Annotated in this window: 14 protein-coding genes and 1 pseudogene; 2 read left to right on the top strand and 13 right to left on the bottom strand. The window is 67.3% G+C overall.

The annotated features are described in order from the left end of the window. Positions 1 to 16: 16 nt before the first annotated feature. The 5 genes from MW290_RS03740 to MW290_RS03720 all read right to left on the bottom strand — a co-directional run bounded on the left by MW290_RS03740 (position 17) and on the right by MW290_RS03720 (position 6,926). The gene (locus MW290_RS03740) at positions 17 to 3,220 is read right to left on the bottom strand and encodes an efflux RND transporter permease subunit (protein WP_250195965.1); all 3,204 of its coding nucleotides are present in this window, start codon (positions 3,218 to 3,220) and stop codon (positions 17 to 19) included. A 16-nt stretch (positions 3,221 to 3,236) separates the two neighbouring features. After that, positions 3,237 to 4,808 carry an efflux RND transporter periplasmic adaptor subunit gene (locus tag MW290_RS03735; protein WP_250195964.1) on the bottom strand — a complete coding sequence of 524 codons (1,572 nt, stop codon included), beginning with the start codon at positions 4,806 to 4,808 and terminating at the stop codon, positions 3,237 to 3,239. Then, complete coding sequence (locus MW290_RS03730; RefSeq protein ID WP_250195963.1) at positions 4,805 to 6,082, bottom strand: TolC family protein; 1,278 nt, start codon at positions 6,080 to 6,082, stop codon at positions 4,805 to 4,807. The genes MW290_RS03735 and MW290_RS03730 overlap by 4 nt, the downstream gene beginning before the upstream one ends. A 111-nt stretch (positions 6,083 to 6,193) precedes the next feature. Continuing rightward, positions 6,194 to 6,532 (bottom strand): DUF2946 family protein, encoded by a 339-nt coding sequence (locus MW290_RS03725; protein ID WP_250195962.1) that lies wholly within the window; start codon positions 6,530 to 6,532, stop codon positions 6,194 to 6,196. Between the two features lie 64 nt (positions 6,533 to 6,596). Next, positions 6,597 to 6,926, bottom strand: coding sequence for a CzcE family metal-binding protein (locus MW290_RS03720; RefSeq protein ID WP_250195961.1), 330 nt, complete (start codon positions 6,924 to 6,926; stop codon positions 6,597 to 6,599). Between the two features lie 276 nt (positions 6,927 to 7,202). Here MW290_RS03720 and MW290_RS03715 point away from each other — a divergent pair, with 276 nt between their 5' ends. Then, positions 7,203 to 7,676, top strand: a complete 474-nt coding sequence (locus tag MW290_RS03715) for a methyltransferase family protein (protein WP_250195960.1) — start codon at positions 7,203 to 7,205, stop codon at positions 7,674 to 7,676. A 735-nt stretch (positions 7,677 to 8,411) separates the two neighbouring features. Here MW290_RS03715 and tnpC read toward each other — a convergent pair. The 4 genes from tnpC to MW290_RS03690 all read right to left on the bottom strand — a co-directional run bounded on the left by tnpC (position 8,412) and on the right by MW290_RS03690 (position 11,401). Then, positions 8,412 to 10,133: an IS66 family transposase gene (gene tnpC, locus MW290_RS03710; protein WP_250195959.1), complete on the bottom strand. Its 1,722-nt coding sequence runs from the start codon at positions 10,131 to 10,133 to the stop codon at positions 8,412 to 8,414. A gap of 82 nt (positions 10,134 to 10,215) precedes the next feature. After that, the gene (gene tnpB / locus MW290_RS03705; protein ID WP_250195958.1) at positions 10,216 to 10,554 is read right to left on the bottom strand and encodes an IS66 family insertion sequence element accessory protein TnpB; all 339 of its coding nucleotides are present in this window, start codon (positions 10,552 to 10,554) and stop codon (positions 10,216 to 10,218) included. After that, positions 10,551 to 10,949, bottom strand: a complete 399-nt coding sequence (gene tnpA, locus MW290_RS03700) for an IS66-like element accessory protein TnpA (RefSeq protein WP_250195957.1) — start codon at positions 10,947 to 10,949, stop codon at positions 10,551 to 10,553. Before tnpA ends, tnpB (MW290_RS03705) begins: the two co-directional genes overlap by 4 nt. A gap of 245 nt (positions 10,950 to 11,194) precedes the next feature. Beyond that, complete coding sequence (locus MW290_RS03690; protein WP_250196707.1) at positions 11,195 to 11,401, bottom strand: hypothetical protein; 207 nt, start codon at positions 11,399 to 11,401, stop codon at positions 11,195 to 11,197. Between the two features lie 34 nt (positions 11,402 to 11,435). Here MW290_RS03690 and tnpB (MW290_RS33230) point away from each other — a divergent pair, with 34 nt between their 5' ends. Continuing rightward, the gene (gene tnpB, locus MW290_RS33230; protein ID WP_375142796.1) at positions 11,436 to 11,765 is read left to right on the top strand and encodes an IS66 family insertion sequence element accessory protein TnpB; all 330 of its coding nucleotides are present in this window, start codon (positions 11,436 to 11,438) and stop codon (positions 11,763 to 11,765) included. A 200-nt stretch (positions 11,766 to 11,965) separates the two neighbouring features. Here the strand turns inward: tnpB (MW290_RS33230) and MW290_RS03680 are convergent, their stop codons facing one another. From MW290_RS03680 to MW290_RS03665, 4 genes and pseudogenes are all read right to left on the bottom strand, one after another. After that, on the bottom strand, positions 11,966 to 12,412 hold the full coding sequence (locus MW290_RS03680) for an SEL1-like repeat protein (RefSeq protein ID WP_250195955.1): 447 nt from the start codon (positions 12,410 to 12,412) through the stop codon (positions 11,966 to 11,968). A 275-nt stretch (positions 12,413 to 12,687) separates the two neighbouring features. Then, positions 12,688 to 13,095 (bottom strand): annotated as a pseudogene (locus MW290_RS03675) (MBL fold metallo-hydrolase); the annotation flags it as partial. A gap of 22 nt (positions 13,096 to 13,117) precedes the next feature. Further along, on the bottom strand, positions 13,118 to 13,615 hold the full coding sequence (locus MW290_RS03670; protein ID WP_250195954.1) for a TPM domain-containing protein: 498 nt from the start codon (positions 13,613 to 13,615) through the stop codon (positions 13,118 to 13,120). 2 nt (positions 13,616 to 13,617) lie between these two features. After that, complete coding sequence (locus MW290_RS03665; RefSeq protein WP_250196577.1) at positions 13,618 to 14,463, bottom strand: TPM domain-containing protein; 846 nt, start codon at positions 14,461 to 14,463, stop codon at positions 13,618 to 13,620. Between the last annotated feature and the right edge of the window lie 16 nt (positions 14,464 to 14,479).

Genomic DNA, 14,479 nt, shown 5'->3' with positions numbered 1-14,479 from the left:
GGCTGTAGCTCCTTGTTCAGACAGGTTGTTGCGCCACGGGCGGCGCCGAGGGGTTTTGGTCGGGTGTTGCAGCCGCGTCGGGAAACTCGGCCAACTCGTCACGGCGGTGCGCGATGCGGTAGAGCACCGGCAGCACCAGCAAGGTCAGCGCGGTCGACGAGAGGATGCCGCCGATCACCACGGTCGCCAGCGGCCGCTGCACTTCGGCCCCTGTACCTGTCGCGATCGCCATCGGAACGAAGCCGAGCGACGCCACCAGCGCCGTCATCAGCACGGGCCGCAGCCGGGTTAATGCGCCCTCGTGGATCGCGTCGTCGAGCCGATAGCCGCTCTCGCGCAGGTTGCGGATGAAGGAGATCATCACCAGGCCGTTGAGCACCGCGACACCGGAGAGCGCGATGAAGCCGACGGCCGCGGAGATGGACAGCGGGATGTCGCGCAGCCACAGCGCGACGATGCCGCCCGTCAGCGCGAAGGGAATGCCGGTGAAGACCAGCAGGCCGTCCTTCACGTTGCCGAACATCGCGAACAGCAGCGTGAACACCAGCAGCAACGATACCGGCACGACGATCTGCAGCCGCTCGGTGGCCGACTGCAGGTTCTCGAACTGGCCGCCCCAATCCAGCCAGTACCCGGCGGGCACCTTGACCCGTTCGTCGAGCACGCGCTGGGCTTCGGCGACGAACGAACCCAGGTCACGGCCCTCCACGTTGGCGCTGACAACAATGCGCCGCTTGCCGTTCTCACGACTGACCTGGTTGGGGCCGGGCCCGACACGGACGCTCGCCACCTCGGACAACGGGATGAAGCTTGCGCGCTGGCCCTCACCGCCGCGCGGCAGCGCGATGGGCAGGCGCTCCATCGCCCGGAGATCGCCGCGCAGGTGCTCGGGCAGCCGCACCAGCACCTCGAAGCGCCGGTCGCCCTCGAACATCGTGCCCGCAGGACGGCCACCGATCGCCGTGGCGACCGTCTCCTGGATATCGGACATATTGAGGCCGTAGCGCGCCGCCTTCTCACGGTCGATGTCGAGCGTCAGGATCGGCAAGCCGGTCGTCTGCTCGACGTTGATCTGCGTGGCGCCCGGGATGTCCTTCAGCACCGATTCGATCTGCGACGCGGTGCGGTTCAGCACGTCCATGTCGTCGCCGAACACCTTCACCGCCACCGCCGCGCGCACGCCGGAGACCAGCTCGTTGAAGCGCAGCTGGATCGGCTGCGAGAACTCGTAGTTGTTGCCCGGCAGCTTCGCGAGCTCGGCCTGCACCGCGGCGATCAACTCGTCGCGCGTCCTGCGCGGCTGCGGCCACTGGTCCTGCGGCTTCAGCATCACATACGCGTCGGAGATGTTCGGCGGCATCGGGTCGGCCGCGATCTCGGCTGTACCGGTGCGCGCGAACACCCGCTCGATCTCCGGGAACTTGGCCACCAGCGTGCGCTCGAGCTGCTGCTGCATCTGTACCGACTGGGACAGGCTCGTGCCCGGGATGCGCAGCGCCTGCACCGCGAAGTCGCCTTCGTTGAGGCTGGGCACAAACTCACTGCCCAACCGCGTGGCCAGCAGGCCGGACAGCAGCACCGCGACAACCGAAAACGTCAGCACCGCGGGGCGCGCGGCCATCACGCTGTGCAGCACCGGCTCGTACAGGTGCTTGGCCGCCGTCATCAGCCGGTTCTCCTTCTCCGCGACACGGTTGCCAATAAAGAGCGCGACCGCCGCGGGGATGAAGGTGACCGACAGGATCATCGCGCCCAGCAGCGCGATCACCACCGTGAAGGCCATCGGATGGAACATCTTCCCTTCCACGCCGGTGAGGGCGAAGATGGGCAGGTACACCACCATGATGATGAGCTGTCCGAACAGCAGCGCGCGCCGCGCCTCCTGCGAAGCGGCAAACACTTCGTGGAAGCGCTCGCTGCGTGTCAGCGGGCGACCGTGGTGTGCTTGCGCATGGGCAAGGCGCCGGACGCAGTTTTCGACGATCACCACCGCACCGTCGACGATGATTCCGAAGTCGAGTGCGCCCAGGCTCATCAGGTTGGCGCTGATCTTCTGGTTCACCATGCCGGTGAAGGTGAACAGCATCGACAGCGGGATCACCATCGCGGTGATGAGCGCCGCGCGGATGTTGCCGAGGAAGAGGAACAGCACCGCGATGACCAACACCGCACCTTCGAGCAGATTCTTCTTGACGGTCGCGATTGCCCTGTCGACCAACCGCGTGCGGTCATAGACCGTCACGGCCTTCACACCCTCCGGCAGGTTGCGGTTGATCTCAGCCATCTTCAGGTCGACGGCCTGCGACACGGTGCGGCTGTTCTCGCCCAGCAGCATGAACACCGTGCCGAGCACGACCTCGCGCCCGTTGTCGGTGGCCGCACCGGTGCGCAGCTCCTGACCCAGACCGACCTCGGCCACGTCGCGAATGCGGATCGGCACGCCGCCCACGTTGGCGAGGATGATGTTGTTCAGGTCCTCCACGCCGCGGGCCTGGCCGGGCGCGCGGATCAGCACCTGCTCGCCGCGGCGCTCGATGTAGCCGGCGCCCACGTTCGCGTTGTTGCGCTCCAGCGCACCCACCACGTCTGCCAGGGTCAGGCCGTATGCCGAGAGCTTGGCCGGGTTCGTCGCCACGTGGTATTGCTTGGCGAAGCCCCCGATTGAGTTGATCTCGGTGACGCCAGGCACGTTGCGCAGCTGCGGCTTGATGATCCAGTCCTGGATCTCACGCAGGTCGGTGGACGTGTAAGGCTGACCATCGGGCTTGCGCGCTCCTTCGTCGCTCTCAACGGTCCACAGGTAGATCTCGCCCAGCCCCGAGGAGATGGGCCCGATCATGGGGTCGACCCCGGCCGGCATCTGCTCACGCGCGGACTGAATGCGCTCGCCCACGAGCTGCCGCGCGAAGTAGATGTCCGTGCCGTCCTCGAAGATCACGGTGACCTGGGACAGGCCGTACCGCGACAGCGAGCGGGTCTCCTTCAACCCGGGCAGGCCCGCCATCACGTTCTCGATGGCATAGGTGACGCGTTGCTCGGTCTCCAGCGGCGAGTAGCCGGGCGCGCTGGTGTTGATCTGCACCTGCACGTTGGTGATGTCGGGCACGGCGTCGATCGGCAGCTTCTGGTAATTGAAGATGCCGAGCGCCGCCATGCCGAGCACGGCGAGCAGCACAAGCCAGCGCTGCTCGATGGCGAAGCGGATGATGCGTTCGAACATGGTAATGGCGGCCCGGTCAGTGCGTGTGCGTCGCAGAGCCCTTGCCCTGCTCCGACTTGACGATGAAGCTGCCCGCAGCCGCGACCGAGGCCCCCGCCTGCAGGCCGCCGAGGATTTCCACGCGCTTGCCGTCCGAGCGGCCCGGCTTGACCGGCAGCGGCACGAAGCCCCCCGGCACGCGGAGGAACACGACCGGCTGGTCTTCGATGGACTGCAGCGCATCGGCCGGCACCGTGACGGGCGCGGCCGCCTCCTGCGCAATCAATTCCACGTTCACGAAGAGCCCCGGCCGCCAGGCGAGCTGCGGGTTGGCGAGCGCCACGCGGCCCGGCGCAGTGCGCGTCTGTTCACCGACCAGTGCGCCCACATAGGTGACCTTGCCGGACGCCTGCGCATCGAAGCTCGTGGCGCGCACGTTCACACGCTCGCCGACACGGACTTGCGGCAGATCGCGCGCTGCCACATTGAACTCTGCCCACACGCTCGACAGGTCGGAGATGGTGAACACGTTGCTGTCCTCGCGCACTGCCTCGCCGAGCGCGATGTGCTTTTCTACGACCATGCCGTCGAACGGCGCGCGCAGCTCGATCTGGCCCAGCGTGCCGCCGGTGGCGGCACCCAGCGTGGCCAGCTTCTGCCGCGCGTTCGCGACAGCGATGGCGGCCTCGTCGAAGGCCTGCCGGGCCTGCAGCACGTCCTGCTCGGGCGAGATCTTCTGTTCCCACAGGCTGCGCTCGCGCTGGTACGTCGTCTCGGCCAGCGCCCTGCGCTTCTCTGCGGTCTGCAGTTCCGCCCTCATCTCTGAGACCGCGACGCTGGACAGGACCGCCAGCACCTGGCCTTTGCGGACCTGTTGCCCCAGGTCGGCAGCGACCCGCTCCACCACGCCGGCAACCCGCGGCACGACGTGGGCTGTGCGGTCGGCGTTAAAGCGGATCTCGCCCGGGAGCTGGAGCCCGCTGCGGATCGGCGCGGGCTCTGCGGTCGCCAGCGAGACGCCAGCCGCACGCACCTGCGCGTCGCTCATCGCGACCTTGCCCTCGTCGCGCGAGAAGGTGAACAAAAAGGGCTCACCGCCGACCAGGGCGATCAGCGTAGCCTCGAACACATGGGGTTCCGGAATCGCCTCTGCGCTGACGTAGCGCCCGTCAGCCTGCGCACGCAGCGGCATCTCGTGCTCGCTGCCATCCGGCCGCACGAGCTTCAGCGTCAGCGTCGCCGCTTGCCCGGCGACCGCCTGGCCGGCGCGCGACAGCCACACGGCCAGCCGAGGCTCGCCTTCGGCTTCCGAAAGCAGCACCTCGGCGGCCTGGTCGCCGTCGGTCAGCTGGTCACCACCGTTCGGACCCTTGGCGGCCTTCTCCTCGCCTTCGTGGTCGGCGTGTTCGCCGCCCTCTTCGGAATGGCCATGTTCGTCACCGTGCCCTCCAGCTTCGGAATGGCCGTGGCCATCGCCCTCGCCGGACGATCGCACGGGCGACATCAGGATGAAGGCTGCGGCAATGGCGCCAACGATCAGGATCGCGGCGATGACGATCCACTGCTTGCGGCCCACGCGCGGGGCCGAGGCGTTCGAAATCTTCTTCATGGGGACTGCCGCGCGAAGGCGGTCGTGGAGTTCGGTTCGTCGAGCAGGCGATCCAGGTCGGCCGTCGCGCGGTGCGCGTCGGCCAGCGCCTGGAGGTATTGCGCCCGGGCCTGGAACAAAGTGCGCTGGGCATCGAGCACGTCGAGGTACGGGAACTTGCCGAGTTCGAAGCCGGTGCGGGCCGCCTCGTAGGCCGCCTCGGCGCCCGGCAGCACGTCGCGCTGCAGCGAAGTGACCTGCGTGCGCAGCGCCCGCTGGCGAGCATGGGCGTCGTACACATCGGCACGCAGCTTCAGGGCCACCGCGGCCGCGGTGGCGTCCGCCTGGTCGGTGCGCCGCAAGGCCTCGCGCAGCGCGCCCTCGTTGCGGTCGAAAAAGGGCAACGGGATCGATACGCCGATCACCGCCTTCGTGCGGCCCTCATCTTCCGCACGCATGGCACCCAGGCTGACCGCCAGATCAGGCACCCGGCGTGCACGCTCCAGCCGCGCGAGCGCACGCTGTCGATCCACCTCCAGCCGCGCCTCGCGCAGCGCGGGCGCGCCCTCCAAGCGGCTCGCGAGTGCGTCGGGCGACATCTCTGGCGGAAGCACGTCAACCCGGCCGTCGAGCCGCGTGATGGCTACGTCGGGCTGGCCCATTTCGGCCTGCAGGCGGGCAAGGCTGATCTCGCGCTGGGTGGAAGCCTGCTGGAGCTCAAGCCGCACACCGGTTTCGGCAACGCGGGCCTTCGTGTCGTCGATCGGCGCGATCTTTCCAGCCTCGACGCGCTTGCCGACCGCTTCGGTGCCGCGCCGTGCAAGGTCGAGCGAGGCCTGGGCCTGACGCACGCGCTCGTCGGCGATCAGCGCGTCGAAGTAGGCGGCCGTCACGGCGCTGCGAAGTTCGATGCGGCGCGCCGTGATCTGCGCCTGCGCGATGGCTTCGGCGCGCTCGGCAGCGTCCACGCGCGCGGCGCGCTGTCCGCCGAGGTCAATCGGCTGCGTGAGACGGACAGTGGTGGTGCGCGTCGCACGGCGCGTGTCCTCCACCTCCATGTCGAGTGTCGGATTCGCCCGAACGTCGGCCTGGGCGCGAGCCGCCGCAGCGGCCTCACGGGCATGGCGGGCGGCCGCCATCTCAGGGTGTCGTTCGAGCGCTGTCGCGATCGCCTGCGGCAGCGTCAGCGCGGCAACAGGCGACTCGGCAGCCGTCGGGGTGGTGGGCGTGGCGACTTGCGCCCACGCACCGCCGGCCAGGGCGAGTAGCGCCCACGGCCAAGGAACTCTTCGCATTCGGATCTCCAGAAACCAGGGTCGAGGCCAAGGAGTCCGGCGTGCCGCACCGCGCGTTAGCGCAGACGGTCGTTCAAGAAGGCGAGAACGAAGAGGGGCGGCGCGCCGGACCTAGACGGTCGGCAGCCAGTTGGGGCGATCGCGGGGTCGCTCGGGTGCGGACGCATAGCCCGCGATGGCCGCGGGGGGCAGGCGCTTGCGCTCTGCAGTCGGCGGCGGGAGATCGCGGACGCCCTCGATCGCCTTGGCGGCGCTCAGGTGGCACACGCCGCAATCGTAGTGGTCCCCGCCCGTCGGCGAACTGTCGGAGGCTGGGTGCGCGTGCTCGTGGTGCCCAAAGTGGGTACTGGTGCTGCCGCCGTCGTCATGCGAGCAGTACTTCGCCGCAGCCGCCCAAGGCAGCTGCAGCGAAAGCACGACGAGAAGCAAGACAGCAAACCAACGGCGCATGGCAGCAAAGTATATCGGCCGTCCCTTATGCGCCTAAAGTATCACCGTCAGAACAACGCCGAACTCAGCTGCGTTCCATGGCGTTACGGCTGACGTACACCACTTGCTGGGTCGCGCCAAAACTGGCCGGCGCAACCTTGGACAGTGGCACTGCTCGGTGGGACACCGTGTCGAAGCGCCACGTGAAGCGCTGGCTGCCGTTGACGAACGTGACAACGTCGCCGCAGGTGACGTTCAGCGCCTTGGCACTCGCCAGGTCCACCACCTTTGTCGACGCATCAGCTGTCACCGAACGGCCGTACACCGACTGTCCGTTCCACATCGTGTCGGCCTGGGCCATGCCGGCGCTCAGCGTGCCCATTGCGATCAAAGCGGCCATCATCGTCTTGTTCATGTCTAGGTTTCCTTCAGCAGATTGATGAGGCTCGAGGGGCCTCTACCGAGGAACGCCTTTCGCGTCCCACGGCAGCAAACTTACGAAGGTGACCTCGACGGAAAGCGGACAGCCACCTGACAGGAATGTCATATAGGCTTCCTCGCCCGACATTGCTTGGCGAGACGCCGAAGCGCCTTGCAGGACTAAGATCCGATCGGCTGGAGCGTTAGTGGATGAAAGTGCACAGCGATTGCTTCGGGCACAGCAGGGCGGCACAGGAGCAGCAATGAGCGTTTGGAGAAGCAAGCCTTGCGAGCATTCGCACTGAGAGTGCCGCCATTGGTGTTGATGGCTTTCTTCGGTGTGGCGATGTGGCTGTTGCCCTCCGTTGCGGCGGTGCCTCGCCTCGATCCCTGGCACGACGAGCTGTGTGCCGCGCTTGCGCTGGCGGGTGCGGCGATCTGTTTGGCCGGCGTTCTAGCTTTTCGTTTGGCTCGCACAACGGTGGACCCCATGCATCCAGCTGCGGCCACGTCGCTGGTCGTGCGCGGCATCTACCACTACTCGCGCAACCCCATGTACCTGGGCTTTCTGGTGGTGTTGCTCGCCTGGGCGCTGTACCTGGCCAAGCTTTCGGCGTTTGCAATGCCGCCGGTGTTCGTTCTCTATCTCACCGCCTTGCAGATCAAGCCTGAAGAGGCCGCGCTGCGCGAGCGCTTCGGCCCCGAGTTCGATGACTACACTGCACGAGTACGGCGATGGCTATAGAGTCATCGTCGGCCATGCACAGAGTAGACCCCGTGCGTGGCGGTGCGGGATACCAAGCTCTGCAGGTTCCGAACTAGTAGCTGGGGAATTCATACCCGCATTGGTTGCCAAAACACGGACTGACGCAAAAGGTCAGGGCCGTTCGCCACTCCTCTGTGCTGAACTGCCCCGCATATCACTCGGATCTGTATCACCCGCGATCGTTGCTGCGCAGCTTCACGGCGTCAGCCCACTGTTCGCGAATCTGCCAGTCGGCAACTTGTCGACGCTACTGCGAGCTGGTTTCATCTACCCGGATAGCGGGATGGAGCTGCGTGTTGCTCGTCGCCCAAGACGTCCGAAATGCGGCCATGCTGATCGGGTCAGGTCAGATCAGTGCCACCGAGTAGCCTCTGGAGCCACTATGCACCGCGCGATTTCGATGGACTTGGGTCTAACGCTCGCAGCGATATGGCTAGTGGCGCTCGCTGTCGTGTTCGTTACGCCCTACATAGTCAGATGCATCCGCCGCATCCTGCGCCGGAAAGAGCAGAAAGGTGGCGTGCCGCGGCCGCGTCGGTGATACGGAGTGACTCAGCATTGAAGTCTCGGCGGGAGCGACCTGGATGTTCGTGTGAAATAGGCGATCGAAGGAGCACGCTCTGGCAGCCGAGGCTGAGCTCTCACAGCCTACGTTCCCACGGAGATGAACGTGGGTGAGCGTCTGGCCTTCCCACCTTGACGGCGATCAGAAGCTCACGCGTGTGCAGGCGTCCAGCGATGTGGCAACAGCTCGTCGAGCTGGGAGTTGCGCAGCGTTGGCAACCGCTGCAGCACGTCACGCAGGTAGGCCCAAGGCTCATGCCCGTTGATCCGCGCCGACTGCACCAGGCTCATGACGATGGCCGCGCGCTCGCCTGCGAGTTCGCTGCCCACGAACTGCCAGGCTTTGCGTCCCATCGCCCAGGGCTTGATCTGCCGCTCAAGGTGGTTGTTGTCCAGCGGGACGGCGCCGTCTGCGAGGTGTTGCGTGAGAGCCGTCCAATGGCGCAGCGTGTAGTCGATGGCCTTGGCCGTCGCGCCACCCTCAGCGACCACACGCCGCTCGAGTTCGAGCCACTGGCGAAGCTCGTTCCATAGCGGCCTGGCCAGGCGCTGCCGCTGCGCTCTTCGCTCCTCGTCACTGAGGGCTTTCAGCTCCCCCTCGACTTCGTAGATGCGGGCGAACCGCCGAAGTGCGTCCAGCCCGATGGGGCTCGTGCCTTCGTGCGCCAGCTCTTCGAAGTTCCTGCGCGCATGAGCAGCGCATGCGGCGCTCATGCGACCTGGGTAATGCTGAGGGTCCACCACGGCCTCGTACCCACCGTAGCGGTCGGTGAGCAGCGTCCCGGACCATCGTCGTTCGCCGCGTCGCTCGTCGCCGTTGAGGAAGGCCACCGGGTACTGCGCCCCGCGCCCTCGGCAGAAGTCGTAGACGACGCCGGGCACCGCGTCGTGCCAACTTCGCGCGTAGGCCCACATGTAGGCCCGGCGTGTCCTGCCCGCGCCGGGGTCCAGCAAGGCCACCGGCGTCTCGTCAGCGTGCAGGACGCGGCAATCGAGCACGAAGCGCTTGTGCAGCACGTACAGCGGCTCCAACGCCGCGCCCACCTGGCCTGTCCCGGCTGCCAACGTCGAGCGCGGCGTGTGCACGCCAGAGCGGGCGTTGATGGTCTCCTGGCGGTAGTACGGCAGGTGATCCACGAAGCGGCTGATCGCCGTGTGCGCCAGCAGCCCGCTGGCGGCGATGCCGCCCTCGACGATCTCCGGCACGCTGGGCGCCTGCTTGAGGACCTGGCAGTGCCGGCAAGCCCACTTGCCATAGATGTGGCGATGCACGAAGAACTCGGCCGGCACGATGTCGAGCCGCTCGGTGACGTCTTCACCGATGCGCTTCATGGGACGTCCGCAACCCTGCTCCTGGCAGTCTGTGCTCTCGGGCTCATGGCGATGCTCGACGCGACGCAGGTGCGCCGGCAGCGCACTGCGACGGGGCTGACGTGCCGGCGCCTTGGGCTGGGTGCCGGCGGCCGCCGCGGCCGCCTCGGCTTCACGGCGTAGACGCTCGAGCTGCGCACGCAGCGCGGCTTCGTCCTCGGCCAGCGTCTCTTCGAACAGGCGACGCTGGTCAGCGTTCATGGCCTCTGACTTGGCCCCGTAGGTCCAGCGCTTTAGCCGCGCGAGCTCGAAGTTGATCTTCTCGATCTTGGCCTCGCGCAGCGCGATCTCGCGGTCCTTGCGCTGCAGCAGCGCATCGCGCTGCGCCAGCTCCGCCGCTCGCTCAGCGAGCGCCTGGTCGCGCTGCATGAGGGCTTGGTCACGCTCGCCCAGCTGCTGCGCCTGGTCCTGCACCTGCTGCTGCAGCTGGGCGATCAGCGCGGCAACCTCGGGCGAGAGGCCTTCGGGACCAGTGGGGGGAAGACCACGCATGCCGAGCATGCGTGGCATCGTGCCAGAGCCCGCCAGCGCGGCCTATCGGCACATGCACTGTCAACCGATCATGGCTGACCGCAGGCCCGGCTCAGGCCCGCGTGATGGCGCTGAGCTCATGAAGCCGCTGCCACGGCAGGCCCCGCACCAGGGCATCGAATTGCGCCTGCGTGAGCGTCCACGATGGCGTCACGCCGCCAGCGACGGGCCACACGAAACGCCCGGTGTTCAGGCGCCGCGACGCGCACCACAGCCCGAAGCCGTCATGCATGAGCAGCTTGACGCGGGTGCCACGGGCATTGGCGAACAGATAGCCGTGGTGAGCGTGCGCCACGCCGAACACCTGCACCACGCGCGCCAACAGCCGCTCGGGTCCAGCCCGCATGTCCACGGGCTCGACGGACAGCCACATCGCGTCGATGCGGATCATCGAAGCAGCTCGCGCATCCAGGCCGCGCATTCGCCAGCTGCACTGGCCGGCCAGGTCACTGTGACGGCGGTCGCGCCGCGCTGCAGCTCGATGCGGATGTCGGCAGCCACGGGTGGTGCAGCCGGTGTCGGCATCGGAACGGGCAAGAACTTGGGCGTCGCGGCCTTCGCCTGCATTGGCGTCTCCGGCGCCTTCGCGGCGCTGTCCATCTCGGTGCTCACCTCGGCTTCCTTGACCCATCGCCGGACCAGATTCGCGTTGATGCCGTTTGCCAGAGCCACCGCGGCGGACGACACACCGGGCTGGCAGCAGGTGGCCACGATGTGCGCCTTGAACTCTGCGCTGTGAATTCGCCGGCGACGCCGGCCCTGGCCGCGGACTGCTGAAGTGTCCATTTCTCCACCAAGAGTTAAGTGGAGAAGAGCATCCTTTGCCATTCCCAGGAATCAAGGTGGGCGGACTGGACGCTCACGAACGTGGGAACGTAGTGAGGGACGATTTGCAGGACCTCAGGCACCGGCCGGTGGTGGGTCACAAGGCCGATGCCGCGGCGTGTGCGACGAGCAAGCGAAGTTAAAGCTGGTCGCGCTGTGCATGCAGCCGGGCGCATCGGTGTCGCGCTTGGCGCGCGAGTGCGGCGTCAACGCCAACCAGGTGTGTCGCTGGCTGCGCGAACGCGGGCATGTGAGGCGGCCTCGCGCAGCCACCGGCCGAGCGGTGACGGCGTGGCCGTGCCCGTGGTGTCCACGCCGATGCCGGCCGAGGACAGCGTGCCAGCCGTGGTGCAGAGCAGGCCCGCCTGGCCAAAGGCGTAGTCGTGGAGCTGGGCGGCTTCGACATGCGGCATGTTGGCCAGGTGATCGAGGTGCTCAGGGGCTGCGGTGTTCCAGCTCGACGAAGGCCTGAATGTGTACCTGCACCGCGCGCCGGTGGACTTCCGGCTGAACATCAACGGCCTGGCTGCCCTGGCGGAGCAGGCGCTGCGGCTGGACCTTTTCGCCGAATGCGCGTACGTGTTCGCCGATGGCATCACGCGTGGCCTTGAACGTGCGGAGCACGGCGGCTTCACGCCCGTCGCCATACGACATGTAGAAGCTGTAGACATCAATTGCTTGATCCATCGCGCACTCCTGCATGCACCGGGCTGGTCGACCGAAGTTCGATGGTATGGATCCTCGCAGGCCGGGCCGAAGCAAGTCCGATCGTGTTGAATGGGCTTCGCGTCGCACCAGCCACGGCACCGCCCAATCGGCCGAAGAAGTCGTTGCAGTCCGCAGCCTTGCGCAGCGACAGGGTCGACCTGGAACACCCCGGTAGTCGCCCCCTTGAGGTCGTGACCTCAAGGACGAGACACTGTAGTCGTGCGCCATGGACGATCTGCTCCAGGTGGCTCACCGACGCCGCCGGGATTTCATCCGCCCCAAGCCTGGCAGACGTCCTTGCCACTGGGCGAATGGCGCAGGCGATTGAGGAAGTCCAGCTGAAGCTTCGCCACAGCACTACCCTGCACAAGCGCCTCTCGCAGCCACAGGCCCGCTTCGCATCGGTCGGTCTTCACTGCTCTCCCATACAGCGTGGGGCCAACCAGCAAGGCCCAGCCCAGAAGCTCCTGGGCTTCGACATGGCCCTGCGCGGCGGATTGACGCAGCAGCCTGAGCATCGTGTCGAATTCACCGGCCGTCTGCGCCTCGAGGGCCAACTGCAGCTGCTGCTCAGCATTCGCCCAGGCCGGCGACGTGCGTCGTGGCTCTTCCGCTGAACTGGTAGCCGCGGCAACGACGAGCAGGACCAGGGCCGCCAGACAACGAACGTGAACCACGAGAGGCACAGGCCCACGGTCGCAAACAACGGCTTGCATCGATGTCTCCATCAGAAAAGCGATGGGCACATCATCTCGGGGCCGAACCAAGCCCCCAAACTGGATCTTCCTGACCCAGCCTCAGGCTCAGGCAGATGCCCGTCGGTCAACGAACGACGGAAGGGCATGTGTTGGCCAGCCAGTTGGGCCCTGCTCCGCAGGATTTCATGTCGACGCGTTCCCGTCGTTGCCCTGAGGCGCGGAGAAGAGGGCAAATCCGAGAAGACCGCCCCCTCCTTGTCGCTCGTCGGTTTCTCATCGTGGTCGCATCAACGCAGCAGAAGACAGCGCTCGGCGTCCTCGCGGGTGTACAGCGGCAGCGCCGGCTTGTGCTTGGAGTAGCCGCGACGGTTGGCGTACTCGGCTTCCTCCTCCTGCAGATGGCCGCTGTCGGGCAGCAGGATGCGACAGAGCTCGTAGGTCGCTTCGGAGCAGTAGACCTTGCCCCTGAAACCCTGCCGCACGAGCAGCGGCACGTAGCCGCTGTGGTCGATGTGGGCGTGCGTCAGCACGATCGCGTCGATGTCTGCGGCCGGCACGGGCATCGGTGCCCAGTTGCGCAGCCGCAGTTGCTTGTAGCCCTGGAACAGGCCGCAGTCGACGAGCAACGTCGCGCCCTCGTGGCGCAGCAGGTACTTCGAGCCGGTGACGGTGCCGGTGGCGCCGAGGAATTGCAGTTGCATGGAGTCCTCTTGTGGTATGTGTTCAGAGCAGGAGCGGTGCGTCGGGCAACTCGTTGCGGTCGCCGGGCGCAAGAGGGAAATGGCGCGTCACCAGTTGCGTGACGGCCTCGATGCCCTGAACGGCGCCGCGGCCGAAGTCGCCGGTGCCGAAGTGCGTTTCCATGCCGCGGCAGATCGCGGACCAGGCCTCGGCGCCGGCCTTGGCATGGATGCCCCGGTCGGCGACGATCTCGACGCGGCGGTCCGCCAGCAGCACGTAGATCAGCACGCCGGTGTTGTGTTCGGTGTCCCAGACATGCAGCTGCGCAAAGAGCTCGATGGCCCGTTCGCGCGCCGTCTGGCCGCGCAGCAGCGGCAGGCCGTCGAGCGCGCCTTCGACGACGAACCGGATCTCTCCCGCATGGGTGGCCTCGCTCGCGGCGATCGCATGCTCGATCGAGCTCAGCGCGGATGCGGGGAAGGCGTGGCGCACATGCGCCGCAGTCGTCGTGAGGTGGCGTAGGAGTCTTGCGAGATCCATGGTCACCACCTGCCGGAGGCACCGCCCCCGCCAAAACCTCCGCCGCCGCCGCCGAACCCACCGCCTCCGCCGAAGCCACCGCCGCGGTGCCCGCCGTGCCCGTGCATGCCACCGTGGCCGCCCATGCCGATGCCCAGCAGCGTGACAAAGAAGCCGGTCAGGCCTGCGGTGGCCGCGATGGCCAGGGTGCCGAGCGCGAACCAGGCGACGACGCCCAGCACGCCGCCGACCACCAGGGCTCCTGGCACGCGACCCAGCACCTGCCGTAACACGCCGCCGAGCACCAGCGCGACGATGAACAGCACCGGCCAGCTTTGCCCCAGTCCGTTGTCCGCGGCTGCCGGGCCGCGCCGCGTGGGCGGCGGCAGGGCCTCGCCATCGAGGACGCGCACGATCTGATCCAGCCCTGCCGTGAGGCCCCCATAGAAGTCGCCCTGCCGGAATCGGGGCGTGATGACTTCCGCAATGACCCGCGCTGCCGTCGCATCGTTCAGTGCGCCTTCGATTCCGTAGCCGACCTCGATCCGTACGGCGCGGTCGTCCTTCGCGACGAGCAGCAGCGCGCCGTCGTCGACCTTGCGGCGCCCCAGCTTCCATTGCTCGACCACACGCAGCGCGTAGGGTTCGATCGCCTCCGGCTGCGTTGTCGGCACGATCAGCACCGCGATCTGCGTGCCCTTGCGCTCCTCGAACGCGCGCAGCGACTGCTCGAGCGTGGCGCTCTGCTGTGCCGTCAGCGTGCCGGTCAGGTCAGTCACCCGGCCTTGCAGAGGCGGCACCGGGACGAGTTCCTGCGCGGCGCCCAGTGCGGCCCAGCACAGGAGCCAGAGGACGGCTAGCCAGCGCAGGAAGCGTCCGACCGGG

Origin of the sequence: Aquincola tertiaricarbonis, assembly GCF_023573145.1 — a bacterium.
Lineage (GTDB): Bacteria > Pseudomonadota > Gammaproteobacteria > Burkholderiales > Burkholderiaceae_C > Aquincola > Aquincola tertiaricarbonis_B.
This window is presented reverse-complemented; position numbering and strand designations above follow the sequence as displayed.